This is a genomic window from Micromonospora sp. NPDC047548 (genome assembly GCF_040642975.1).
Classification (GTDB): Bacteria; Actinomycetota; Actinomycetes; order Mycobacteriales; family Micromonosporaceae; genus Micromonospora.
Genome location: NZ_JBEYTI010000007.1, coordinates 96,068 through 119,841, shown reverse-complemented (window position 1 = coordinate 119,841; position 23,774 = coordinate 96,068). Strand labels below are relative to the sequence as shown.

Genomic DNA, 23,774 nt, shown 5'->3' with positions numbered 1-23,774 from the left:
CCATGGTTAGAACGTTGTGCGCCGACCGGGCCGTGGACCAGCTCACGGCCTGCCAGCGCGGGTCAGCGCCGAGTGGACTCCGCGACGAAGACGCCGCGACCTGGGCGGCCGACCAGCACACCCTGCTTTCGCAGCGTGGCGACTGCGCGGTGGATGGTCGACACCGACACGTCGTAGTGGTCAGCCAGTTCTTGGGTGGACGGTATCTGCGACCCGGGCTGGAACTCGCCCGCCTCGATCCGCTTCAGCAGATCCTTGATCAACTCGTCCATAGTCGGCGGAATCGGCACGTGGAGGCCCCTTGCAGTCGGTTGGCCCTCCCAGTATCGAGCACCGGCTGACAGAGCGGCAACAACTGGAAGGAAAGCAGCAGGCAGCGCTCCAGCCAGATTCGAGAGGTAAGAGAGCATTGACAGAGGTGAGAGGTATCGGTAGCGTCGCTCTCGGTGATGCGGTGCTGCTGCGGTCGGTTGGCGCCTCTCGTACCGGTCTCGCATCGCCGCCGAGACCTCACCCTCCGCGCTCCCCCGGCGCGGCCCTGCTGCCGTACCGCCGATCAAGGCTGCGGTGGCAGGGCAGGGCGGTCTCCGCCGAACGCAACCGGCGGAGACCGCCCCCTCCACTTCGACGTGAACCCGACGAAGGGCGGTCCCCCGTGCGTAACCTGCTCCGCCGGCTGGTGAGCCGACGCGAGGAACGACGTCCGACAAGAGAGATGCCACAGGCCCGGCTTCCCCTCCGGCCCTGGCAGATCCGGGAGCGGTGCTTCAACGTCCGCCGGCGCGGCCTCGACCCAAGCGAGATCCGAGCCTTCCTGCACCAGGTGGCCGACGAACTCACCGTCGCGCAGACCGCCCTGGTCGCGGTGCAGGAGGAGAACGTACGGATCAAGAACGCGCTGCGCGCCTGGCAGAGCGCCGAGTCGGCGAACCGCCGCTACCGATGACCGACCGCTGGGTGATCCACCTGCCGATCACCGCACCCGACCTGCTCCGGGCCCGGATCTTCGCCCGGACCGCCGCCCGGGTGCTGGCCCGGCTCAGCGCACGCGTCGAGCCGGGCGGGGTGACCGTCTCGGCGGAGGACCAGCAGGGCGTACGCCATTGGGTCTTCTGCGACCGGCTGCTGCCCGGCGGCGGGCGGTGTGCGCTGCCGGTCGACCACATTGCACCCTGCTCGCGGCGCGCGCCGTGGCTCAACCGCCGATGAAGGCGGCCGTCGGCTGCTTCGCATCAGCCGTCAGAGCAGCGGTTTCCTGGCGCTTCGGTCTGCGTATACAAAAGGGGGTTGACGAGCCGCTGGCCGCGGCCCGTCAACCCCCACACCTGCCCACCAAGGCTTGGTTACTTGACGCCACCGGCCCGGAATGCCACCCAGGCGTCGCTCATTCGGTCCGCCTGCCCTGCGGTGAACATGTTCATGCAGGAGTCCTGCGTGTAATCCATGAAGTTGTGGATCGGGTCCAGCCCGGGTGCGGTGCAGGTGTCCGCGCCCACCGGGCAGTTGAACTGCGGGTGCGCCTCGCGCGGGGTGTCCGCGACGAAGTCGCCGGAAGCGGAGCACCCGTGCGCGAAGGTGTGCTCCAGCATCAGCCAGTGCCCGACTTCGTGCGTCAGCGTGTCACCCAGGGCGTACTTGCCCGCCGTTCCGCCCGGCATCGACTCGTCGAGCATCACCACGCCGTCGATGTAGCCCCGGCCGTTGTTGTAACCCTTCGGAAAGTACGCCCAGCCGAGGAGCCCGCCGCCGATGTTGGCCGCGTACACGTTCAGGGTGCGGGAGTCGCCGGTGTACAACGCATGCTTCATGTCCCGCTCGTTCTTGCCCGGCACAACCGTGTACCAGCCGCTGTTCACCGTCCACGTCGTGTCGACGAGCGAGAACCGGAACGGCGTGTCGGAGGCGTCCGCCGCCGTGCGACCCGCGAACGAATCGTTGAGCACCGTCATCTGCGCCGCGATCAGGGTGTTCCACCTGTTCGTCTCGGCCGCACTGAGGGGGTGGTCGGAAATCATGTGGAAGATCGTGGGCACGGTGACGCTGCCGTTGGGCAGGCGCGGCGAATCCTTGATCACGCCGTAGGCGTTCGCCTCGTTCTTGGAATACAGCTCCGGCTCCTGTGCGGTGGCGCCCTCGCTCACCCGCGCCGCGCTGTGCCCCTCGGTGCCCGGCTCACACGCCGCGACACCCGGGGAGGCGGTCGCGGACGCTGCCGTGCCCACCGCCCCGGAGGCTCCACCGGCCGCCAGGAATGTCGCAGCGGTAGCGGTCAGGACTGCCAGTTGGAACGTCGATCTCCTGCGCATCGTTGCACCTTTCACGCATGGGGGATGGTGTCACAGAGCGGAATGGACGAGGGTCGCCGCAACAAGGACATTGACATCGTCGTCCCGGTATAAGAACACGCCATTGTCGTGAACAACAGCCCCAAGAGAGGGCTCCCCGGCAGGCCCGGCCTTCCGGCCGCCCGGTCAGTACGCCCGCCGCTCCACCGGGCCACCGTCGGCGGCGGTCACGGGCGGCGGCGCAGGTAGCGGGCGCGGCGGCCGGCGTCGCGGAACCCGAGCCGCCGGTACAGCGCGGCGGCCGGGTTGTTGTCGTTCACGCAGAGCCAAGCCGCTCGGGCACCGTCCCCGGCCAGCGACTGCAACGCGCTGGCCACCAGGTACGCCCCGACCCGTCGGTGCCGCCAGCCGGGGACGACGCCCACCTGGTCGATCCAGTTGTCGATGACGTTGAGGAAGCCAACGGCCGTACCGTCGGGACCGCGCGCGATCATCGACAGGTCCGGCCGGTATTCGTCGTCCTCCCGCAGCTCAGCCAACCAGTCCTCGGCGCTGGGCGCGCCGAAGCCGGGCCGGTCTGCGAAGGACGCGTGGTAGGTCTCGAACAGTTCGGGGCCGACCTCCCAGGTCACCGGCTCGGTGTGCACGTCGTCGGGGCGCGCGACCTCCGGGAGGGCGGTGAGGTCGTGCCGCAGTACCCACTCGGCGAAGGTCCGCTCGAAGCCGTGCGCCGTGTAGAGGGCGTCCGCGCCCGGGCTCCAGGACTCGGTGGTCACCAGCAGGTCGGTGTCGCCGGCCTGCTCGGCCGCCCAGCTCAGCAGCCGGCCGCCGAGACCCCGCTCCCGCCAGGCCGGATGCACCAGGCCGGTACTGGTGGCCGGCCACCCGGCGGTGCCGACCCCCACGGCCGCGACCAGGCCGCCGTCGTGCCAGGCGCCGAGGGTACGGGCCTGAAGCAGCCGCGCCCGCAGCAGCGGAGGGCGGGCGAACAGCGGCAGCCCACCGTCGGTAGCCAAGCACGCCTCGGCCAGCTCGGTCAGCTCCGCGAGGTGCCCCTCGCCGAACCCTTTCCAGGTCAGCGCGTCCCCGCCTGGTCCCGTCCAGTCCACCATGATCCTTTGCCCCTGTCGCCTGCCGCCGATCGCTACGACGTCCGGCTGCGGCGGCTGATGCCGGGCCGGCGCGGCGCTCTCCATCCACCGGGTCACCCTGACTGACGGCGCGGGCGGCGCAAGGCCGCACCACCACGCCAACTCCGCAGAGCTGTTCTATCTGCTGGACGGCATCGCCCAACTGCTCTCCGGCGACCAACTGGTCACCGCCGAGCGCGGTGACCTCGTCATCGTGCCGCCCGGCGTCGCGCACGCCTTCGCCGCCGCACCCGGGCGAGGACGCCGACATCCTCATCGTCATCACCCCCGGCGTGGAGCGATTCGAGTACTTCCGCCACCTGGAGCGCATCGCGTACGGGAAAGTGCCACGGGAGAGCCTACTGGAGGTCCAGGAGCTCTACGACACCTACTTTCTCGACAGCACGACGTGGAACACCGCCAGATCCTGACGGCCCTGCCGAGCAGACCTCAGAGGACCCGGGTGACCTGCTCGGCGGCAATCCGCGCGTCCCGCCTCGCCGGGTCGAGGTTCGCGCAGATCACCACGGACGCCCCGGCGGCCAGCGGCGCGAGCAGCCACTTCACCGGCTGCTCGTGCTCCGCGGCGTCGACCAGCAGCCGGTCACCCGTCCGCAGGTCGAGCTGCTCGGCGATCGACCGGGCGACGCTGCCCCACGCGCCGTAGCTGGTGCCGTCCGGGCTGGCCGGGTCCGACGGGTGGATGGTGGTGTAATCGGGTGGGGCGTCGGTGTGCCGGAGCACCTCGGTGGACCAGTCGAGCCATCCCCCGGGCACGTCGTCCAGCGGCCCGGGTCCGGTGCCGACGAGGTAGCGGTGCGTCCCCTCGGGTACGTCCTCCAGCCAGTCGTCGAGGCGTTCCGGGGTCACGAAGACCGCGTCGTACGGGAGGTCCCCGCCCGGTTCGAGGACGGGCAGCCCGGCGGTGGCCCGCGGCCGGAACGACACCGCCATCCCGACCGACCAGGCCCCGAGCAGCACCGCGGCGGTACGCCAGTGCGGCGGCAGCAGCACCGCGACCCGGCTGCCGGGGGCGAGCCCGCAGCCGTCGCGCAGCAGTCCCGCGCTGCGCGCCGCCCAGCCGCCGAGTTGGCTCGCGGTCAGCTCGGTACGCTCCCCGGTCGCATCGTCGTAGTAGGTCAGCAGCGGACGGCCCGCCTCGGGGACAGCAGCTGCCGGGATCGGAGCAGGCACAGCCACGTTCGTATCCATCAGGCACCCCTCGGTACGGATCGTTCCACCCTACTGTCGGGGCTCGCCCGGTCTGGACCGCACGCGCGACCGGATGCCGGAGGCATCGACTTTGGTTCGTCGGCGTAGACCGACGGCCGTTACGTCGGCACCGGTCGACACCGGACAGTGACGTGAGTGGGGCCGGCACATGCCCGGGCTCGTGAGCTGGCCGACCAACCTGGGGGGGCACGTGGCCGTCGATCGAACTCCCGCCGTCGAGGGCGCCGCGGCACCCGACGCGCCGGCACCGCCCTCCCGCTGGCGACGGGTCGGACCCGTCCTCGCGCTCATGGCGCTCGCCCCGTGGACCGCCGAGTGCTCCTGGGGAGGTTTCACCGCCGTCGACGCCCTGGTGGTCGTGGTCGTCCTGGCCCCCATGTACGGGGGCGCCGCGGTGCTCATCAGGGAGACGGCCCGGCGTACCGGCGGCGGCTGGCCGGCGGTCGTCCTGCTCGCCGCGGCGTTCGGGTCGGTCCAAGCCGGCCTGGTCGACCAGTCCCTGTTCAATCCCGCCTTCCTGGCGGACACCGAGTTCGCCGACACGCAGGCCACCGCAAACGCGACCCTGGTGCCCGGTCTCGGGTTCAGCGCCCAGCAGGCGGTCGACTACATCGGCAACCACATCATGCTGAGCATCTGCGCCCCGATCGCGATCATCGAGTCGTTCCTGACACCGGGACACCGCAGGCAGCCCTGGCTCGGCCGGCTCGGCCTGGTGGTCGTGGGTGCCCTCTATCTGCTCGGCAGTCTGCTGGTCTTCTCCGACGACGGCGGCCGCAAGGGCTTCCTGGCCAGCCCGGTGCAACTGTCCTTCGCGGCGCTGCTGACCCTCGTCCTGATCGGCGCAGCCCTGCTGCCCCGATGGCGGCACCGACCGGAGCGCAGGCAAGGACCGGAGCGCGGGCGCGGACCGGCGGGTGCTCGGGCCCCGCGGCCGATCTGGCCGGCCCTGGTGGTGCTGGTCGCCTATCTCGGCACGGCCCTGGTGACGGGCTGGATCGGGGTCGGTTTCAAGGCCGCCGTGGCCGGGATGGCCGCTGCGGTCATCGTCGCCTGGTCGAGGCGCAGCGGCTGGCGTCAGCGCCATGTCCTGGCCGCCTGGGCGGCCGGCGTCGTCGGTGCCGCCGCGCTCGCGTACGCGGCCCCGAGCTACAAGCCCGCGTCGCCGGCCGAGGCGCTGATCGGCGACATCACCGTCAGCGTGATCACGATTGCCCTGGTCGGCGGCGCGTTCTGGCGCCTGCGCGGGCGACCCGGGCGCTGACCTCAGACCGGCAGTTCGGGACCGCCGTCGAGCAGCGGCGCCAGCAGGTCCCCCCACTTCTCCACCCGCTGCAACACCTCACTGGCGGTGTACGGCTTCACCGACGGCCGCTTCCCGGCCGCCCCGGCCCCAACCTCGTCCCACGTCAGCGGCGTCGACACCGACGGCACCGACTGGGCCCGCAGCGAGTACGGCGCCACCGTCGTCTTCGCCGCGTTGTTCTGGCTCCAGTCGATGAAGACCTTCCCCGGCCGCAGGTTCTTCGCCATCCTCGACACGATCAGCTTCGGGTGCGCCTTCTCCAACTCCTGCGCGATCCGCTTCGCGTAGTCGGACACCACGTCGGAGGACTGCGTCCCGGCGATCGGGCAGCAGAGCTGCATCCCCTTCTTGCCTGACGTCTTCGGGTACGCCTCGATCCCGTCAAGAGCCAGCCGGTCCCGCATCAGCAGCGCCACCTGGCAGCACTGCTTCAACGCCGCCGGCGCGCCCGGGTCCAGGTCGACCACCATCATGTCCGGGTGCGCGCCGATCTTCCACTGCGGCGTGTGCAGCTCCAGCGCGGCGAGGTTGGCCAGCCAGACCAGGGTGGGCAGGTCGTCGGCGACCACGTAGTCGATGGTCTCCCGCCCCTTGCTCGACCCGGGCGCGGGCAGCGTCTCAGTGCGTACCCAGTCGGGGGTCGCGGCCGGGGCGTTCTTCTCGAAGAACGAGCCGCCGGTGACCCCGTTGGGGAAGCGGATCCGGGTCAGCGCGCGGTCGGCCAGGTGCGGCAGCAGCACCGGGGCGATCCGGGTGAAGTAGTCGATCACCTCGCTCTTGGTGAACCCGGCCTCAGGAAAGAGCACCTTGTCCAGGTTGGACAGTTCCAGCGTCCGCCCCTCGACCTCCACCCGGAACCGCTCAGCCGGCATCCTCGACCTCCTCCGGTGGCTTGTCCGGCCGCAGCCGCAGCACCCGGGGGAACCGCAGCCGCCCGTCCGGGGTGCGCTGGCCGTACTTCACCTCCACCACGACCTGCGGTGTCACCCAGATCGCACCCCGGGCATCCTCGCGCGGCATGTCCCCGGCGAACGGCGATTCCGCCCCGCGCAGCGGCTCCAGCTCGCGCAGCAGCTCCCGCTCCAGCGCCGCGCCGATCCCGCCGCCGACCCGTCCCCGGTAGGTGAGCCGCCCGTCCGGCCGGGGCACCCCGACCAGCAGCCCGCCGATCTTCCGCGCGCCGGGCCGCCAGCCGCCGATGACGAAGTCGCCGGTCACCTCCAGCTTGACCTTCACCCAGTCCGGCGCGCGCACCCCGGGCCGGTAGACCGAGTCGACCCGCTTGGCCATCACCCCCTCCAGCCCGTGCTCGCCGGCCGCCTCGTAGGTGGCCGCGCCGTCGGGGAAGGCCGGGGGCACCGTCCACCGGGCCGCGCCGAGCCCGAGCGCCTCCAGGGCCGACCGCCGCTCGCGGTAGGAGCGCCCGGTCAGGTCATCGCCGCGCAGCCGCAACAGGTCGAAGATCATGTACGTCACCGGGGCCGCCGCCGCGAGCCGGGCCGCCTTGGCCCGGTCCCGGACGTGCATCCGCTCGGCCAGCGCGGTGAACGAGGGCTGCCCGGTCTGGTTGAGCAGCACCACCTCGCCGTCGAGCAGCGCGTCGTCGACCTGCTCGGCCAGGGTGATCAGCTCGGGGTACGCGACGGTGATCTCCACGCCGCTGCGCGCGTACAGGTGCTGGCGGCCGCCGGTGATGTCGGCCAGCGCGCGCACCCCGTCCCACTTGAACTCGTACGCCCAGCCGTCACCCACCGGGAGCTGCCCGGTCATCGCGAGCATCGGCTTCAGCGGCGCGCCGGGCACCTTTCGACTGTAGTTGCACAGCGAAGAGCGTGCGCCCCGTTCGATCGTTTGCCATCCTGGGCAGAACCGGGGAGAGGAGCGCGGCATGCGGGCGATCTGGAAAGGGGCGGTGTCGTTCGGGCTGGTCTCGATCGGGGTGAAGCTCTACTCGGCCACCGAGGAGAAGGACATCCGCTTCCACCAGGTGCACCGGGACGACGGTGGCCGGATCCGCTACAAGCGCACCTGCTCGGTCTGCGGCGAGGAGGTGACCTACGACGACATCGCCAAGGGGTACGACCTCGGCGGCGGCGAGATGGTGATCCTGACCGACGAGGACTTCGCCGAGCTGCCGCTGACCACCTCGCACGCGATCGACGTGCTGGAGTTCGTCCCCGCCGAGCAGGTCGACCCGATCCTCTACAACAAGGCGTACTTCCTGGAGCCGGAGGGCGCGGCGACCAAGCCGTACGTGCTGCTGCGGGACGCGCTCGCCGACTCCGAACGGGTGGCGATCGTCAAGGTGGCGCTGCGCCAGCGCGAGCAGCTGGCCACCCTGCGGGTCCGCGAAGGCGTGCTGCTGCTCAACACCATGCTCTGGCCGGACGAGGTGCGTACCCCCGACTTCGGCTTCCTGGACGAGGACCTGAAGGTCCGTCCCCCGGAGCTGGCCATGGCCAGCTCCCTGATCGACTCGATGGCCGGCGAGTTCCAGCCGGACGCCTTCACCGACGACTACCGGGCGGCGTTGCAGGAGGTCATCGACGCCAAGGTCGAGGGCCGCGAGGTGGTGCAGCCGGAGGAGGTGGAGGCCGCGCCGGCCGCCGCGGTGGACCTGATGGCCGCGCTGAAAGCCTCCGTCGAGCGGGCCCGGACGGCCCGGGGCGAGCAGCCGGCCGGCGGCGCGGGCGAGCCCACGCCGATCTCCGCGGCCCGTTCGGCACAGAAGGCGGCGAAGAAGGCCGCCAAGGCACCGGCGAAGAAGGCGGCCGAGAAGAAGGCCGCCGCCAAGAAGGCGGAGCCGGCGAAGAAGGCCGCCGCCAAGAAGACCGCGGAGAAGAAGGCCGCCAAGGCACCGGCGAAGAAGGCCGCCCCCCGCAAGACGGCCTGAGCACTTCGCGCGGGCCCTGCCGTACGCCCGGGGCGCCTCCCAGGTCAGCCGCGGGCGAGCTTCTGCGTCGGGGTGATCCGGACGATCACCCGCTCCTCGCCCGGCTGCCGGAACGGGTAGGTGTCCTGCCCGAGGTACTTCTTGGCCATCCGGTCGATGTGCTCGTCGGCACCCTCGATGACCAACTCGGCGGTGCCCTTCACCCACAGCGTGCGGAAGTCGTCGGCCTTGTCGACCACCGAGACCGCCACCGCCGGGTTGCGTTCGATGTTGGTGTACTTCTGCCGCCCCTTGGCGGTGTTGAACACGATGTGCTCGCCGTCGGTGTCCACCCAGACCGGGGTGACGTGCGGGGTGCCGTCGGCCTCCACGGTGGCCACGTGGGCCAGCTGGGCCTCGGAGAGCAGGGCCAGGTCTTCATCGGTGAGGATCGCCATGGTCCAGAACCTACCGCCGGACGGTCCACTGCGGCACCCCCTCCACACAAGGCCCACTGCCGCAGGCGCGGAATGGGGGCGGTGGCCGTCGCCGGCCGCCGCCCCCATTCCGCGATTCCTCGTTCAGCCGTTCATCGTCGCGCGATGTCCGGCTTCGGCATGTCACCCGGGGTGGGCTCCGCGGGCGGAGCGCCCGTGGTGAGGCCACGTACGGTGGTGCTTGAGGTACCCGGGTAGAGCCAGAAGGTGCCGACGACGTCGGCGACCACGCCCGTGGTGCCCGAGTTGTTGTAGACGTTGAACCGGTCGGTCGGGCCGATCAGGGTGACCGCCGCGTTGGCCACCGTCTGCCCGGCCGCGGCGTTCAGGTTGCTGACGTCCGGCCGGTCGATGCCCTGGATGCCGTTCGGCCACACCTTCAGGAAGGTGCTGGCGGTGGGGGCCACCGCCGTGACGTTGAGCGCCAGCGCACGGGTGTCGGTCGTCGCCACCGCGGCGGGCGTGGTGACCACGCCGGTCTTGCCGGCACCGAGGTTGGCCGGCAGGCCCTGGCCCACGCGGCTGTCCACGATCCGGGTCGGCGTCCGCGGGTTGAAGCGCAGACCGTTGCGCAGGCCGGAGTCGTCGATGAAGCCGACGATGTCCACGACGACGTGGGTGTCCTTCAGCGTGTAGACGCCGAAGGTCGGGTACTCCGAACCCCACGGGCAGTCGTAGCAGTGCCGGACCGGCACGACCGCCAGGTTGGGGGTGATGGACTTGGCCCCGTAGTTGACGGTGGACGTCTTCGGCTCCGGCCATGCGCCGTTCCATGCGGTCAGGAAGCCGGCGGACGTCGGCGACACCGCGGTGATGTTGACGACCACGGCCCGCATCCGCCAGTTGGCGTCGGAGCCGTAGTTCACTGCCAGCCGCACCTGGTTGTCGGCCGGCAGCTTCTGCTTCCAGTCGCTACGGCTGTCGAAGAGCCGTCGCGGGACCACCGGCAGGAACTGCCCACCGAGGCCACGGTTGGTGGACATGAAGCTGTTGTCGCTGGCGTAGAAGCCGACCACATCGACGATCGCGTGGGTGTAGCCGGAACTGTTGTTGATCGCCACCTTGCCGCCCGAGCCGACGGCCACCGTCACCGAGTTGGACCTGATCCAACCCTTCTTGAAGTTCAGCGACGAGGCGTTCGGCTTCGCCTTCCCCGACGGGTACACCGTCAGGAAGCTCGACGCCGTCGGCTCGGTGACGGTCACGTTGAGCACCACCGCGGACACGCCGGTGGACGGGACGCCGCCGCGCCCGGTCACCTGGAGGTTGACCGTGCCGTTCGGGCCCAGCTTCGCCTTCGCGGCGCCGTTGCCGGTACGCGTGTCCATGATCCGCGCCGGCGACACCGGGTAGTAGGTACCGCGGGAGCCGACCACGCCGTTGACGGTCAACGGCACCGTGCGCGGGGTACTGAGGCTGTTGTTCGGCAGTTCCAGGACCGCGGTCCGGATGCCCGCGCCGGCCGGCGTCGGCGCGACATCCACCCGGCAGGTCTGACCCTTGGCCAGCGTCGCGCCCTTGCAGGTGTCGGCAGTGACGACGAACGACGCAGTGTCGGTGCCGGTGATCCTGGCCGCCCCGAAGGTGGTCGGCTCCACGCTGGTGCCGGTCACGGTGACGGTGTTCGCCGGGCCCCGGTCGGCGATGTACTGGTCGCCGAAGGAGAGCGAGGCCGGGGAGACGCCGACCGTACGCGGGTCCAGGCCGTTGACGCCGAGCTGCACGTACCGCTTGCCGAGCACCGTGTTGTCGGGGAGCTGGAGCCACGTCCAGTCGCCACCCAGCTTGGTCGGCGCGGCGCTGATCGTGATGGTGCAGGTGTCGCCCTGGGCCCGGGTGGTGCCCGAGCAGGTGTCGCCGGTGATCGAGAAGGCGGTCGTCGGGGAGAAGAAGCCGGCCGTGCCGAACACCGCCGCCGCCGACCCGGTCGACGTCACCGTGATCGTCCGGGTCACCGGCGGGCTGCCCACCAGCCGGTCACCGAAGTTGTGCGACATGACGTCCGTCGCGGCGGCGGCGTAGTCGACGGACGAGTTCCACCGGATCTCGCCGTGCAGGTCGTTGTAACTGGAATAGCAGGAGATGACGTACGACGCCGCGAAGGCGGTCAACGCGCCCGTCTCCGGGTCGGTGGTGGCCTCCCGGACGGTGAGCGTGCCTGGGGCCTCGTCACAGGTCGCCCCGGCGTGCTGCACGTCGGCGAGGGCGTAGTCGGCGCTGGGATAACCGGCCAACTGGTAGGTGGTTCCGGCGGTCCAGGACGCGCCGGTCGGCGGGGCCAGTCGCCACGTCCAGTTGTCGCCGCCTCGGTCGGCGCGAAGGTCGAGCTCGCCACCGGCGGCCGCGCCGACGGTGAAGGTGGCGCCGTCGGCCTGGTCGAACACCCGGGATCCCTGGTACCACCAGGAGTTGGGGTGGCCGTCGACGGACAGAGCGGTGTGGGGAGCGGTCGCTGTCGGGGCCGCGCTGGCGGGACCCGACACCGCCGTCGTCGCGACCACCGTGGCGATGACGCCCGAGAGGACGCCACGGATGTTGGGCAAGAAAGACCCCCGTAACTCTGGAAGAGTGAATGCCAGCGGACCATAGGCGGGGGATCCATCGACAGGCAACACAGTATCCGCACAACTGACCGAAAAGATCATCCGAGTCGGTCCGGTCGTGTCACCACAGCCTCGACCCGCCCGGGATCCGAGTGTTGGAAAGCGGGTCCTGCTCACCGCGACCACTGGCGTCGCATCGGCGTGGAGCCACGTTCGCCACCCGGACGAACCGGGATGACGGTGAGCCGCCGGACGGCGGGTGGGAGAGCGGGCGGGCGCGGGGACCCCGGCGGCATTGATCCGGGTACCGTGTGCGCTGGCCACGGCACCGGGTCGACGGGCCGGTCACCCACACCAGCAGGGAGTCGAGGACGTGAGCGAGCGTACGCAGAACCGGTCGACGGGCCAGGGCCCGGAGACGAAGGCGCAGCGGCGGCTGGCCGCCCAACTGGCGGCGCAGAAGGCCGCCGAGGCGAAGAAGCGCCGGCAGGCCTGGCTGGGGGCGCTCGCCGGCCTCGCCGTCATCGCGGTGATCGTCGGGGTCTTCGTGGTGACCCGGAGCGGTGATGAGAAGCCGAAGACCGCCGCCGCGCCCGCCGGCTGCCCGGGCGGCTACCCGACCCTGCCCGACGGCGCCGACCGGGCGCTGTGCACCAAGCCGCAGGCCGGCAAGGGCGAGGGCGAGCTGACCGGCCTGAAGGCCACCCCGCTGATCCGGGGCAACGGCGCCGCCGCCCAGAGCGGCCAGCAGATCACGGTCAACTACGTCGGGGTGTCGTACCGGACGGGCGAGGAGTTCGACGCCTCCTGGAAGCGGTCCGAGCCGTTCTCCTTCGGGCTCGGCCAGGGCAACGTGATCCCGGGCTGGGACCAGGGCCTGCAGGGGCAGACCGTGGGCAGCCGGGTGCAGCTGGACATCCCGGCCGACCTCGCGTACGGCGACAAGCCGCAGCGCCCGGGTGCGCCGTCCGGCCCGCTGCGCTTCGTCGTCGACGTGCTCGCGGTGCAGTAGCCCACAGGGGTCTTCCCGGCCGTCACCTACGCCCAGTAGGTTCGGGGTCACCGTGGGCGGTTGCCGCCGCGCCACGGTGACCCCTCACCATCGCGGAGGTGCGCGTGCCGGCGCTGGACGACCCCGGGCGGACCGCCCGGCTGATGTGGACGCACGTCGAACCCGTACACGCGGTCACCTACTTCCATCCGCGTGCCCGCGCCGCGTACGAGGCGGTCGGGCTGCGCGGCTACTGGCGGGGCTACTTCGCCGGCCGGGCCGCCCCGCTCGGGCCCACCGAGGCCGCCCCGGTGATCGCGGCGTTCTTCAACTTCGCCCCGCCGATGGTGACCCGGGCGCTGCCGGCGGTCTGGCGGCTGGCCACCCCGCAGGAGGCGCTGCGGGCCCGGCTCACCGGCGCCGTGCAGGCCCTGGCCGAGCTGACCTACGAGCTGCCCGAGGCACACCTGGCCGAGGCGGCGGAGCTGCTGGAGGAGGCGGCCGGGGCGGTCGAACCCGCCGGCCGGGTGCTCGGCGCCGCCAACGCCGCCCTGCCGCGTGGTGAATATCCCCTGGCCAGGCTCTGGCAGGCGGCCACCACGCTGCGCGAACACCGGGGCGACGGGCACGTCGCCGCCCTGGTCGCCGCCGGCCTCGATCCGGTGGAGACGCTCGCCTGGCGGGTCGCGGTGGACATGCCCCGGCAGAACCTGCTCGGGCGGGGCTGGTCCGAGGAGCAGTGGCACGCGGCCCGGGGCCGGCTGGCCGAGTGCGGCTGGCTCGGCTCCGACGGTGAGCCGACCGACCTCGGGCGGGCCGGTTTCCAGGCCGTCGAGGACGCCACCGACCTCGCCGCCGCCCGTCCCTGGCAGGCGCTCGGCCCGGACCGCACCGACCGCCTCCGCGAACTGCTCGAACCGATGGCCCGCGCCTGCCACACGGTGATCCCGGAGAACAGCCCCATCGGCCTGCCCGCCCTGCGGAGCTGACGCCCCGACCTGGGTCGGGGAGCAGGGTGCGCCGGTGGGAGGTGGAGGGTCGGATCACGGCCCGTCGTCTGCCGTCCGGGCAGCGGTATTTCGACGATTCGGATGTGCGCAGGGTGCTTCAGTCGGGCTTTGACGCCGGGCGGCGGAGGGTTGTGGTGTACTGCCGTGTCTCGTTGCCGGGTCAGAAGTCCGAGTTGGTCTCGCAGGTGGCGGCGATGCAACAGTTCTGTCTCGCTCGTGGTCTGGCCGTGGATGAGTGGATCAGCGAGGTCGGCGGCGGGATGAACCTTCGCCGCAAGAAGTTCCTGGCGTTGATGGACGCCGTCGACCGGGGTGAGGTCGCCACTCTGGTGGTGGCGCACCAGGACCGGTTGGCCCGGTTCGGGTTCGACTTGCTGGAGCATCTGGCGGCGCGCGGCGGCTGCGAGATCGTGGTGGCCAACCAGGAGTCCCTGTCCCCGCAGCAGGAGCTGGTCGAGGACCTTTTGGCCGTCGTGCACACCTTCTCGTGCCGGCTGGACGGTCTGCGCCGCTACGAGAAGGAGTTGAAAAGGGCGGACTTGACCATGGAGGGTGACCGGTGAAGGTCACCCGGATCGCCTACTCGGCCCGACTGAATTCGGGCAAGTACGCCGCCCTGGTGGAGCAGGCCTGTCGGTTGGGTCGGGTGCGTAGCGAGGTGTGGCAGCGTTACGGCTCGGTCCTCGGAGTCGGGTCCGGGTTGAGAGACCGGCAGGTGCGGGACCGGTGGCTGGCCGACGGCACACACGCGTTGTTTGGTGTGCTGGCGAATGCGTGGAAGGAAACCGTCCGCGACGCCATGGCCGACATCGCAGCGAACCTGGAGGCGGCCAAGGTCGACGTCCGGCGGGCGATCAGCCGAGGCACCAACGATCCGGCCGAGCGTAAGCGGATGTTCACCGCGCTGAAGGCGGACCAGTGGGCCAGTGACCCGTTTCTGGCCCGGCAGATGCGTAAGCATTGGAAGCGGGGCCGCAACCGCACACACGATCAGATCGTGGTGCGCGCCGACAAGTACAACACGCTCGTTGACGGGCGGGGCCGGTTGTGGCTGGCGATTGCCGGTCTCGAGCCCCGCAAGATGGTCAGGATCCCGTTGTCCACGACGGTCGCGCCGACGGGTACCTTGCGGCTGATCCTGCGCAGCGGCCGGGTCGAGGTGCACTACCAGATCGACGCGGCGCAGATGCGGTCGTCGCAGCGGCCGTGCGGCGACCGGACGTTGGGTGTGGACAAGGGCTACACCGAAGCCCTGACCGACTCCGACGGCCAGCCCCACGGTGTAGGGCTCGGCGTGCTGCTGACCGCCCAGTCGGATCGGTTGAAGGAACGTAACCGGCGTCGGGCGAAGCTGCGCTCGATCGCGAACACCGCCGCCCTGCGTGGTGACCACGCGAAAGCGCACCGGATCAAGGCCGACAATCTCGGCACGGTGAAGCGGGATCGGCAGGCGGCCCGGCATCGAGCGCGGGTGCGTACGGAGGTCTTCACCGCCGTACACGAGGTCGTCGACGAGGCCGTCACCGTGATCGCCGAAGATCTCACCAAACGCTTCACCGGACGCAAGAAGCTTCCTAAGAACATCAACCGGCGTCTCGCCGCATGGACCAAAGGAGTCACCGCCGAGGCCCTGAAAAGCGTGTCGGAGCGTAGAGGTTCTACGCTCGTTCCCGTCAACGCCGCCTACACCTCACAAACCTGTCACCGCTGCGGCGCCTTCGGCCGACGTAGCGGGGACCGGTTTCACTGCACCCGCTGCGGGGTGGTGTGGCAGGCCGACGTGAACGCCGCGATCAACATCCTGCACCGAGCCGGCGACCCCGACATCGCCCTGCACACCCCACACCACACGGTGAAGCAGATCCTGCAGGACAGGACCGATCGCCACCGGACCAGACTGCCGGTCCAGGACTCCAGCCCAGCCACCGCTGGGCGGAGAGCGAATCATCCGAACCGCTCAACTATGAGCAACGAGTAGGAAGCAGGATGGGCGGGTGACGGTGGATGCGGTGGTGTTCGACCTCGACGGCGTGATCATGGACTCCGAGCCGGTCTGGGAGGAGGTCCGGCGGGCGTACGTGGCCGCGCACGGGGGCACCTGGCAGCCGGACACCCAGCGCCGGCTGATGGGGATGAGCACCGCCGAGTGGGCCGACCACCTCAGCGGCGAGCTGGGCGTCGACCGCGACGCCGGGCAGGTCGCCACCGAGGTGGTCGAGGAGATGACCCGGCGGTACGCGCGGCACGTACCGCTGATCGACGACGCCGACCGGGTCGTGCGCCGGCTGGCCGGGCGGTGGCCGCTGGGGCTGGCCAGCTCGTCGCCGACCCGGCTGATCGCCGCGGCGCTGGCCGCCGCCGACCTGGCCGGCGCCTTCCGGGTCACCCTCTCCACCGAGGAGACCGCGCGCGGCAAGCCCGCGCCGGACGTCTACCTGGCCGTCGCCGACCGGCTCGGCGTCGACCCGGCCCGCTGCGTCGCGGTGGAGGATTCCTCCAACGGGGTACGCTCCGCGGCCGCCGCCGGCATGCGGGTGGTGGTGGTCCCGCACGGGTCGTACCCGCTGGACCCGGACGCCCAGGCGCTCGCCGCCGTGGTGCTGCCGGCGGTGCACGACCTCAACCCTGACCTGGTGGACCGGCTCGGCTGATCCGCCCCCGCAACGCCGTCGACGAAACTCACCGGGACACCTCCGGGGCGTGGACGCCGCCGGACACGCCGCCCGGGCCCGGGCGGGATCGGCGAAGATGGGGACGCGACTGTCGGAGGGAGACGGGGATGAAGGCGATCGTGTACGAGCAGACCGGTGACCCCTCGGTGCTGAAGCTGGTCGACCGGCCGGTGCCGGAGCCCGGGCGCGGCGAGGTGCTGGTCCGGGTGGCCGTCTCCGGGGTGAACCCGACGGACTGGAAGGGCCGCCGGCAGTGGCCGCTGCCGGCCGGCTGGCAGACCCCCGGCCAGGACGGCGCCGGGGTGGTCGAGGCGGTCGGCGAGGGCGTCGACCAGGGCTTGATCGGCGAACGGGTGTGGATCTGGGAGGCCGCCTGGCAGCGCCCCTGGGGCACCGCCGCCGAGTACACCGTGGTCCCGGTCCGCCAGGCGGTACGCCTCGGCTCCGCCTCCTTCGACCTGGGCGCCTGCCTCGGCATCCCGTTCCTCACCGCGCACCGCTGCCTCACCGCCGGGGAGTACATGCCGGACTCGCTGCACGTCGGCGCGCTCAGCGGCCACGTGGTGCTGGTGCAGGGCGGCGCGGGGGCGGTGGGCAACGCGGCGATCCAGCTCGCGCGCTGGGCGGACGCGTGCGTGATCACAACGGTGAGCACCCCGGAGAAGGGGCAGCTCGCGGCGGCGGCCGGGGCGTCCTTCGTGGTCAACTACCGGGAACAGGACGTGGTCGAGGAGGTCCGCAAGATCGCGCCGGACGGGGTGCACACCATCGTCGAGGTGTCCGCCGCGCGCAACGCCGCCACCGACGTCCAGCTGCTCCGTCCCGGCGGCGCGGTCTGCGTGTACGCCGACGACGGCGGGGACGAGGTGACCCTGCCGATCCGGCCGCTCATGGTGCCGAACGCCCGCTGGCAGTTCGTGCTGGTCTACACCGAGCCCAAGGCGGCCAAGGCGCAGGCGGTCACCGACGTGACGGCGGCGGTGACCCGGGGCGGCGTACGGGTGGGCGCGGAGGTCGGCCTGCCGCTGCACCGCTACCCGCTGGCCGAGACCGCCGCGGCCCACCAGGCGGTGGAGGACTCGGTGGTCGGGAAGGTGCTGGTCAGCACCGCCGAGGAGTAGTTCGTGAGCCCATTTCGCGATCACCCGGACAGAGGTGAGCAATTTTCGCGACAATGACGGTGCGGGTCGCCCCGCAGGAACGGGCGGCCCCGGCGCGGTGCGAACGCCGGGGCCGCCCCTGGGGAGCGATGCTCCAGGAGCCGTCCCTACCCGCTAGGGCGACGGGTCGCCGGAAAACGTTACGGCCCGGTCAGCTCCCGGACCTCCAGGCCGCCCTCGGCGTACCGGGACCGGACCACCTTCTTGTCGAACTTGCCGACGCTGGTCTTCGGCACCGCGTCGATGAACGCCCACCGCTCGGGCAGCTGCCAGTGCGCCACCGACTTCGCCAGGAACGCCCGCAGCTCCTCCGCGGTCACCGAGGCCCCCTCGCGGACCACCACGGTGGCCAGCGGACGCTCGTCCCAACGCGGATCGGGCACCCCGACGACGCAGGCCTCCTGCACGTCCGGGTGGGCCATCAGCGCGTTCTCCAGCTCCACCGAGGAGATCCACTCCCCACCCGACTTGATCACATCCTTGGCGCGGTCGGTGAGGGTGATGTAGCCGTCCGGCGAGAGCGTGCCGACGTCCCCGGTCCGCAACCAGCCGTCGCGGAACTTCTCCTCGTCCGGGGTCTCGTCGCCGACGTACCGGGCGGTCACCCACGGCCCCTGGACCTCCAGCTCGCCGACGGCCGTCCCGTCGGCGGGCAGCGGCTCGCCCAGCGGGCCGACGATCCGCGCGGCGACCCCGGCCGGGACCCGGCCCTGGGTGTAGCGGTAACGCCAGGCGTCGTCGCCGGTGGCCCCGGCCGGGGACCGGGCCACCGAGCCCAGCGGCGACGTCTCGGTCATCCCCCAGGCGTGGATCACGTCGATGCCGTGCCGCTCGGCGAAGGCGTGCATCAGCGCGGGCGGGCAGGCCGACCCGCCGACGATCACCTCCTGCACCGAGGAGGTGTCCACGTCGTGGCTGTCCAGGTAGGCCAGCAGGTCGTTCCAGATGGTCGGCACCGCGCCGGCCAGGGTCGGCCGCTCGGCGGCGATCATCTCGGCGATCGGCGCGGCCTGGAGGAAGCGGTCCGGCATGACCAGCGACGCGCCGGAGAGGAAGGCCGCGTACGGCAGCCCCCAGGACATCGCGTGGAACATCGGCACGATGGCCAGCTCCCGGTCGACCGGCCCGAGACCGAAGCCCTCCGGCATGCAGACCTGCAACGAGTGCAGATAGATCGACCGGTGCGAGTACGCCACGCCCTTGGGGTTGCCGGTGGTCCCGGAGGTGTAGCAGAGCGCGGCGGCGTCCCGCTCGTCCACCTCCGGCCACGGGTAGCTGTCGGGGCGGCCGGCCAGCAGCTCGTCCCAGTGGTGCAGGGTGATCCGGTCGCCGGCCGCCGCGACCAGCGGGGCGGGGTCGCCGCCGCCGACCACCACCACGTGCCGCACCGTCGTCATCTCGCCGATCACCCGGGCCAGCAGCGGGATCAGCGTCGCGTCCACCAGCACCACCCGGTCCTCGGCGTGGTTGGCGATGTAGGCGACCTGGTCCGGGAAGAGCCGGATGTTCAGGGTGTGCAGCACCGCGCCCATGCTGGGCACCGCGAAGTACGCCACCAGGTGCTCGTTGTTGTTCCACATGAAGGTGGCGACCCGTTCGTCGCCGGTCACCCCGCACTCGTCGCGCAGGGCGTGGGCCAGCCGGGCGGCGGTGCGGCCGACCTCGGCATACGACATCCGGCGGGGCTCGGCGCCGGTCCAGGTGACGACCTCGGCCGCGCCGTGCACGGTGGAGCCGTGTTCGAGGATCCGGGAGACCTGGAGAGGGGCGTCCATCATCGTGCTACGCATGGGTAACAAGCTAGTGTCGCCAGTCACAGGTTGGGAACCCCCGGAACGCCGGAGGAGCCCAGGGGAAGCTGCGTAAATTGTCGAGGGTGAGCATCTCATGGGCCGACTCGTACGTGGGGCAGCTGCGCGCCCTGGCCGGTGACCGGACGCTGATGTTCGTCGGGGCCCGCGCCGTGGTCCGCGACAACGCGGGGCGGGTGCTGCTGATCCAGCGCTCCGACAACGGCCACTGGGCGCTGCCGGCGGGCGCGATGGAGTTGGGCGAGTCGATCGCCGACTGCGCGGTACGCGAGGTCCGCGAGGAGACCGGCCTGCGCGCGTTGCGGGTCAGCGCCTTCGCCCTCTACACCGGCCCGGACCGCACCCACACCAACATGTACGGCCACACCTACCAGATCTTCACCACCGCGTTCCGGGCCGAGGACTGGGACGGCGACCTGATTCGGGTCACCGACGAGACCACCGACGCCGGCTTCTTCCCCCGCGACGCGTTCCCGTCCCCGCTGTCGGCCTCGGTGCCGGAGACCCTCGCCGACCTCGACGTCTTCGAGCAGACCAACCGGCTCATCCTCAAGTAGTCCCGACCGCGGCCGGCTCCGGCCGACGCGCCGCGACCGGCTCGGACCGCGCGCCGGTGCGTTCGGCTCCGATGCCGGCGGCCACCACGAAGGCGATCCCGACCACCGCCCCGACGCCCGGCACCTGATGCAGCGCGACCAGGCCGATGACCAGCGCGATCGCCGGCTCCAGGCTCATCAGCGTGCCGAAGGCGGCGGTGGTGAGCCGCCGCAGGGCCAACAGCTCCAGCACGAACGGCACCACGGGCAGGAGCACGGCCAGCCCCAGCCCGGCCAGCAGCACCCGCCAGGTGAGGTCGCCGAGGACGGCCGGCCCGACGACGACGGTGGCGACCACGGCGGCCACCGGCATCGACACCGCGAGCCCCCGGATGCCGGAGACCTCGTCGCCCACCCGCTGGGTGAGCAGGATGTACGCCGCCCAGCAGACGCCCGCGGCCAGGGCAAAGCCGACGCCCACCAGGTCCGCCCCGCCCCGCCACGGCTCGGTGAGCAGCAGCACGCCCACGGCGGCCAGCGCCGGCCAGAGCTTCGTCCCGCCCCGCCCCCGGGCCACCGCCACGCCGAGCGGGCCGAGGAACTCCAGCGCGCTCGCCGTGCCCAGCGGCAGGCGGGCCACCGCGGCCATGAACAGGATGGTGACCCCGGCGGTCACCACGCCGAGCGCGACGCAGGCCAGCAGGGCGCGCCGGGTGAAGCCGGACGGGCGGGGGCGGACCAGGACCGCCAGCAGCACGCCGGCCCAGGCCAGCCGCAGCCAGGCGGCCCCCTCGGGCCCCACCTCGTCGAAGAGGGAGACCGAGGCGGCCAGGCCGAGCTGGACGAACATCATCGACGCGACGGCCATCACCGCGCCGGTACGGGTGGGAGCCATGCCCCCAGTAGAGCGACTGCGCACCGTTCACGTCCACGTGTAATTACTGGACGAACCGTTCGGCGATCCTGAACAATCACGGGCATGGACCTCCGCCGCCTGCGACTGCTGCACGAGCTGGCCCGGCTCGGCTCGATGCGCGAGGTCGCCGACGAGCTGGGCGTCACCACGTCGACGGTGTCGCAGCAGCTCGCCACGCTCTCCCGCGAGGTCGGCGCCGCGCTGGTCGAACCGCAGGGCCGCCGGGTGCGGCTCACCCCCGCCGGCCGGCGGCTGGCCGAGCACGCGGTGACCATCCTCGCCGCCGTCGAGGCGGCCCGGCTGGACCTCGACCCGCACGCCGAGCCGGCCGGCACCGTCCGGGTCGCCGGCTTCGCGACCGCCGTCCGCCGGTCGTTGCTGCCGGTCACCGCCGACCTCGCGGCGCGCCACCCGGCCGTCCGGCTGCGCATCCACGAACACGAGCCGGCCGAGGCCTTCGCGCTGCTCGCGACCGACGACGTCGACCTCGCCCTGACCTACGACTACAACCTCGCGCCGGCGCCCTTCGACCGCACGGTCGAGGCGACCCCGCTCTGGTCGGCCCCGTGGAGCCTCGGCGTACCGGCCGACGCCGCCACGGGCCGGCCCGCTCCGGCCACCGCCCCGAAGGTTTTCGCCCGCTTCCGGGAGCACGACTGGATCGTGAACTCCCGCAACACCGCCGACGAGGTGGTCGTCCGGGCGATCGGGGCGATGGCCGACTTCGAGCCCCGGATCGCGCACCGGGCGGACAGCCTGGACCTCGTCCAGGACCTGATCGTCGCCGGCCTCGGCGTCGGGCTGCTCCCGGCCGACCAGCCGACCGTCCCCGGCGTACGGCTGCTCCCGCTCACCGACCCGGAGGCCCGGCTGCGGTCGTACGCGGTCACCCGCCGGGGCCGCGCCGCCTGGCCCCCGCTGGCCCTGATCCTCGCCCTCCTCACGGCGCCCGGTGCCGTGCCCCCGCGCTGATCGATTCCACGTCGAAGACCTGGCGGGGGCCGACACCGCCGGACGCCACCAGGTCGCCGAGTCGATCAGCCGGCGGTCAGAGCATGGTCTGGGACTTGGCCTCCATGTCGGCGGCGGCCTCCTCCTTCGACTCCTTCGACAGGGGCTTGCCGCCGGGGGCGGCAGCCTTGCCGCCGAGCGGGTCGGCGCCGCCGACGGCACCCTGCGGGCCGGCGCCGCGCAGCTGGTGGTCGGGCAGGGCCAGGGTGACCAGCACCGCCAGGATGGCGATCAGGCCGGTGGTCAGGAAGACCATGTGCAGCGACTCGACGAAGGCGGCCTGGATCGCGGCCCGCACCGGCCCCGGCAGGGCCAGGATCGTCGCCGGGTCGTTGATCGAGATTTTCGCCCCGCCCCTGGCCACGACGGCGGCCCGCTCCTGCGGGGGCAGCTGGGCGATGGCGGCCGGCAGCCGGTCGGCGAGCTGCGCGGTGAGCCGGGTGGAGAGCACCGTGCCGAGGATCGCCACCCCGAACGAGCCGCCCAGCGAGCGGAAGAACGTCGCCGAGGAGGTGCCCGCACCCAGGTCGCGCACGTCGACCGCGTTCTGCACCGCGAGGATCAGCGACTGCATGCTCAGGCCCAGCCCGACGCCGATCACCACCATGAAGCCGAAGGCGATCCAGAGCGAGGTGCCCACCTGGAGCCGGGTGAAGAGCAGCATGCCGGCCAGCAGCACCACCGAGCCGGCCACCGGGAACCACTTGTACCGGCCGATCCGGCTCATCGCCCGGCCGGTGAGGACCGAGGTGACGATAATGCCGGCCATCATCGGCAGCATCAGCAGACCGCTGCGGGTCGGCGAGGCGCCCTTGACGATCTGGAGGTAGAGCGGGATGAAGATGATCGACCCGAACATCACCAGACCGAGCACGAAGCCGGCCGAGTTGGCCAGCGCGAAGGTGGCGCTGCGGAACAGCCGCAGCGGCAGGATCGGCTCGGCGACCCGGGCCTCCTGGACCACGAAGAGCACCCCGAGCACCACCCCTGCGACCAGGAGCCCGACAATCACCCCGGAGCCCCAGGCGTACTCGCTGCCGCCCCAGCTCAGCGCGAGCAGCAGGGCGCTCACCCCGGCGACCAGCAGCCCGGCCCCGGCCCAGTCGATGGCGTGCTGGCGCCGGGTGAACGGGATCAGCCGCATGACGTGATAGCAGACGACGATCGCCAGGATCGCCAGCGGCACGTTGATGTAGAAGATCCACCGCCAGTTCGTCTCGGCGAAATAGCCGCCGACCAGCGGCCCGGCCACCGACGAGAGCCCGAAGACCGCACCGAAGAGCCCCTGGTAGCGGCCACGCTCCCGGGGCGAGACCACGTCGGAGATGATGGTGAACGCCAGCGTCATCAGGCCACCCGCGCCGAGTCCCTGGATGCCCCGGGTGACGATCAGCTGGGTCATGTTCTGCGACAGGCCGGCCAGCAGCGAGCCGAGCAGGAACGTGCCGATCGAGAAGAGGAAGACCGGGCGGCGTCCGTACAGGTCGGCCATCTTGCCGTACAACGGGGTGGAGGCGGTGGAGGCGAGCAGGTAGGCGGTCACCACCCACGAGTAGTGGTTGATACCGCCCAACTCGCCGACGATGGTCGGCAGCGCCGTACCGACGATGGTCTGGTCGAGCGCGGCCAGCAGCATCCCGGTCATCAGGCCGAACATGAGCAGGCGGATCTGACGGGCGTTGAGCAGCGGACGGCCCTGGGCTTCCGTGGTCATCCCGCCTTCTATCCCGGACCGTGCGGAACATGCGCCCCGAGCCGGAAAACCCGCCGACAGGACGATCGACCCTCGGCCACCATGCCG

At 71.7% G+C, this 23,774-nt stretch carries 23 protein-coding genes and 2 pseudogenes; 14 read left to right on the top strand and 11 right to left on the bottom strand.

All coding sequences use genetic code 11. From position 1 onward, the window contains the following. Window positions 1–62: 62 nt before the first annotated feature. Entirely contained in the window at window positions 63–290 is a 228-nt protein-coding gene (locus tag ABZ807_RS10200; RefSeq protein ID WP_357154974.1) for a winged helix-turn-helix domain-containing protein, read from the bottom strand. A 443-nt stretch (window positions 291–733) separates the two neighbouring features. On the opposite strand from ABZ807_RS10200, the pseudogene ABZ807_RS10195 reads away from it, so the two are divergent. After that, a pseudogene (locus tag ABZ807_RS10195) lies at window positions 734–946 on the top strand (DivIVA domain-containing protein); the annotation flags it as partial. Next, window positions 943–1,209 (top strand): hypothetical protein, encoded by a 267-nt coding sequence (locus tag ABZ807_RS10190; RefSeq protein WP_357154973.1) that lies wholly within the window; start codon window positions 943–945, stop codon window positions 1,207–1,209. The pseudogene ABZ807_RS10195 and the gene ABZ807_RS10190, both read left to right, overlap by 4 nt. Before the next feature lie 134 nt (window positions 1,210–1,343). Here ABZ807_RS10190 and ABZ807_RS10185 read toward each other — a convergent pair whose 3' ends face one another. Next, on the bottom strand, window positions 1,344–2,306 hold the full coding sequence (locus ABZ807_RS10185; protein WP_357154971.1) for a zinc metalloprotease: 963 nt from the start codon (window positions 2,304–2,306) through the stop codon (window positions 1,344–1,346). 206 nt (window positions 2,307–2,512) lie between these two features. After that, complete coding sequence (locus ABZ807_RS10180) at window positions 2,513–3,481, bottom strand: GNAT family N-acetyltransferase (protein WP_357154969.1); 969 nt, start codon at window positions 3,479–3,481, stop codon at window positions 2,513–2,515. Between ABZ807_RS10180 and ABZ807_RS10175 the strand changes: the two are divergent. Both ABZ807_RS10175 and ABZ807_RS10170 read left to right on the top strand, forming a co-directional pair. Then, window positions 3,480–3,620: pseudogene (locus tag ABZ807_RS10175) on the top strand (cupin); the annotation flags it as partial. The gene ABZ807_RS10180 and the pseudogene ABZ807_RS10175 sit on opposite strands and share 2 nt — an antisense overlap. After that, window positions 3,616–3,846 carry a hypothetical protein gene (locus tag ABZ807_RS10170; RefSeq protein ID WP_357154967.1) on the top strand — a complete coding sequence of 77 codons (231 nt, stop codon included), beginning with the start codon at window positions 3,616–3,618 and terminating at the stop codon, window positions 3,844–3,846. The pseudogene ABZ807_RS10175 and the gene ABZ807_RS10170, both read left to right, overlap by 5 nt. A gap of 19 nt (window positions 3,847–3,865) precedes the next feature. On the opposite strand, the gene ABZ807_RS10165 is transcribed toward ABZ807_RS10170, so the two are convergent. Beyond that, window positions 3,866–4,609: a TIGR03089 family protein gene (locus tag ABZ807_RS10165; protein WP_357154965.1), complete on the bottom strand. Its 744-nt coding sequence runs from the start codon at window positions 4,607–4,609 to the stop codon at window positions 3,866–3,868. A 199-nt stretch (window positions 4,610–4,808) separates the two neighbouring features. Between ABZ807_RS10165 and ABZ807_RS10160 the strand changes: the two genes are divergently transcribed. After that, on the top strand, window positions 4,809–5,912 hold the full coding sequence (locus ABZ807_RS10160) for a hypothetical protein (RefSeq protein ID WP_357154964.1): 1,104 nt from the start codon (window positions 4,809–4,811) through the stop codon (window positions 5,910–5,912). A gap of 2 nt (window positions 5,913–5,914) precedes the next feature. Here the strand turns inward: ABZ807_RS10160 and ligD (ABZ807_RS10155) are convergent, their stop codons facing one another. Together ligD (ABZ807_RS10155) and ligD (ABZ807_RS10150) are read right to left on the bottom strand one after the other, a co-directional pair. Next, a complete protein-coding gene (ligD, locus tag ABZ807_RS10155; RefSeq protein WP_357154962.1) occupies window positions 5,915–6,826 on the bottom strand; it encodes a non-homologous end-joining DNA ligase in 912 nt (303 codons plus the stop codon). Then, window positions 6,816–7,757: a non-homologous end-joining DNA ligase gene (ligD, locus tag ABZ807_RS10150; RefSeq protein WP_357154960.1), complete on the bottom strand. Its 942-nt coding sequence runs from the start codon at window positions 7,755–7,757 to the stop codon at window positions 6,816–6,818. The genes ligD (ABZ807_RS10155) and ligD (ABZ807_RS10150) overlap by 11 nt, the downstream gene beginning before the upstream one ends. Window positions 7,758–7,842: 85 nt before the next feature. Between ligD (ABZ807_RS10150) and ABZ807_RS10145 the strand changes: the two genes are divergently transcribed. Next, window positions 7,843–8,847: a Ku protein gene (locus tag ABZ807_RS10145; RefSeq protein ID WP_357154959.1), complete on the top strand. Its 1,005-nt coding sequence runs from the start codon at window positions 7,843–7,845 to the stop codon at window positions 8,845–8,847. Between the two features lie 44 nt (window positions 8,848–8,891). On the opposite strand, the gene ABZ807_RS10140 is transcribed toward ABZ807_RS10145, so the two are convergent. After that, on the bottom strand, window positions 8,892–9,284 hold the full coding sequence (locus ABZ807_RS10140) for a PPOX class F420-dependent oxidoreductase (RefSeq protein WP_357154958.1): 393 nt from the start codon (window positions 9,282–9,284) through the stop codon (window positions 8,892–8,894). 131 nt (window positions 9,285–9,415) lie between these two features. Next, a complete protein-coding gene (locus tag ABZ807_RS10135) occupies window positions 9,416–11,866 on the bottom strand; it encodes a choice-of-anchor D domain-containing protein (protein WP_357154957.1) in 2,451 nt (816 codons plus the stop codon). 373 nt (window positions 11,867–12,239) lie between these two features. Here ABZ807_RS10135 and ABZ807_RS10130 point away from each other — a divergent pair, with 373 nt between their 5' ends. From ABZ807_RS10130 to ABZ807_RS10105, 6 genes are all read left to right on the top strand, one after another. Beyond that, entirely contained in the window at window positions 12,240–12,878 is a 639-nt protein-coding gene (locus tag ABZ807_RS10130) for an FKBP-type peptidyl-prolyl cis-trans isomerase (protein WP_357154956.1), read from the top strand. Window positions 12,879–13,021: 143 nt separating this feature from the next. Continuing rightward, complete coding sequence (locus tag ABZ807_RS10125) at window positions 13,022–13,846, top strand: hypothetical protein (RefSeq protein ID WP_357155236.1); 825 nt, start codon at window positions 13,022–13,024, stop codon at window positions 13,844–13,846. Beyond that, the gene (locus ABZ807_RS10120; RefSeq protein ID WP_357155234.1) at window positions 13,843–14,430 is read left to right on the top strand and encodes an IS607 family transposase; all 588 of its coding nucleotides are present in this window, start codon (window positions 13,843–13,845) and stop codon (window positions 14,428–14,430) included. Before ABZ807_RS10125 ends, ABZ807_RS10120 begins: the two co-directional genes overlap by 4 nt. Continuing rightward, entirely contained in the window at window positions 14,427–15,845 is a 1,419-nt protein-coding gene (locus ABZ807_RS10115; protein ID WP_357154954.1) for a transposase, read from the top strand. Before ABZ807_RS10120 ends, ABZ807_RS10115 begins: the two co-directional genes overlap by 4 nt. A gap of 16 nt (window positions 15,846–15,861) precedes the next feature. Beyond that, complete coding sequence (locus ABZ807_RS10110; RefSeq protein WP_357154953.1) at window positions 15,862–16,518, top strand: HAD family phosphatase; 657 nt, start codon at window positions 15,862–15,864, stop codon at window positions 16,516–16,518. Window positions 16,519–16,646: 128 nt separating this feature from the next. Beyond that, window positions 16,647–17,660 (top strand): NADPH:quinone reductase, encoded by a 1,014-nt coding sequence (locus ABZ807_RS10105; protein ID WP_357154951.1) that lies wholly within the window; start codon window positions 16,647–16,649, stop codon window positions 17,658–17,660. A 179-nt stretch (window positions 17,661–17,839) separates the two neighbouring features. Here the strand turns inward: ABZ807_RS10105 and ABZ807_RS10100 are convergent, their stop codons facing one another. Beyond that, window positions 17,840–19,474, bottom strand: coding sequence for a fatty acid--CoA ligase (locus ABZ807_RS10100; RefSeq protein WP_357155233.1), 1,635 nt, complete (start codon window positions 19,472–19,474; stop codon window positions 17,840–17,842). Between the two features lie 101 nt (window positions 19,475–19,575). Here ABZ807_RS10100 and ABZ807_RS10095 point away from each other — a divergent pair, with 101 nt between their 5' ends. Beyond that, complete coding sequence (locus ABZ807_RS10095) at window positions 19,576–20,067, top strand: NUDIX domain-containing protein (RefSeq protein ID WP_357154949.1); 492 nt, start codon at window positions 19,576–19,578, stop codon at window positions 20,065–20,067. Here the strand turns inward: ABZ807_RS10095 and ABZ807_RS10090 are convergent. Further along, window positions 20,060–20,941 carry an EamA family transporter gene (locus ABZ807_RS10090; RefSeq protein WP_357154947.1) on the bottom strand — a complete coding sequence of 294 codons (882 nt, stop codon included), beginning with the start codon at window positions 20,939–20,941 and terminating at the stop codon, window positions 20,060–20,062. The two genes, ABZ807_RS10095 and ABZ807_RS10090, sit on opposite strands and share 8 nt — an antisense overlap. 84 nt (window positions 20,942–21,025) lie before the next feature. Here ABZ807_RS10090 and ABZ807_RS10085 point away from each other — a divergent pair, with 84 nt between their 5' ends. Then, window positions 21,026–21,934 (top strand): LysR substrate-binding domain-containing protein, encoded by a 909-nt coding sequence (locus ABZ807_RS10085; RefSeq protein WP_357154945.1) that lies wholly within the window; start codon window positions 21,026–21,028, stop codon window positions 21,932–21,934. A gap of 76 nt (window positions 21,935–22,010) precedes the next feature. Here the strand turns inward: ABZ807_RS10085 and ABZ807_RS10080 are convergent, their stop codons facing one another. Further along, a complete protein-coding gene (locus tag ABZ807_RS10080; RefSeq protein ID WP_357154944.1) occupies window positions 22,011–23,687 on the bottom strand; it encodes an MDR family MFS transporter in 1,677 nt (558 codons plus the stop codon). Window positions 23,688–23,774 lie beyond the last annotated feature (87 nt).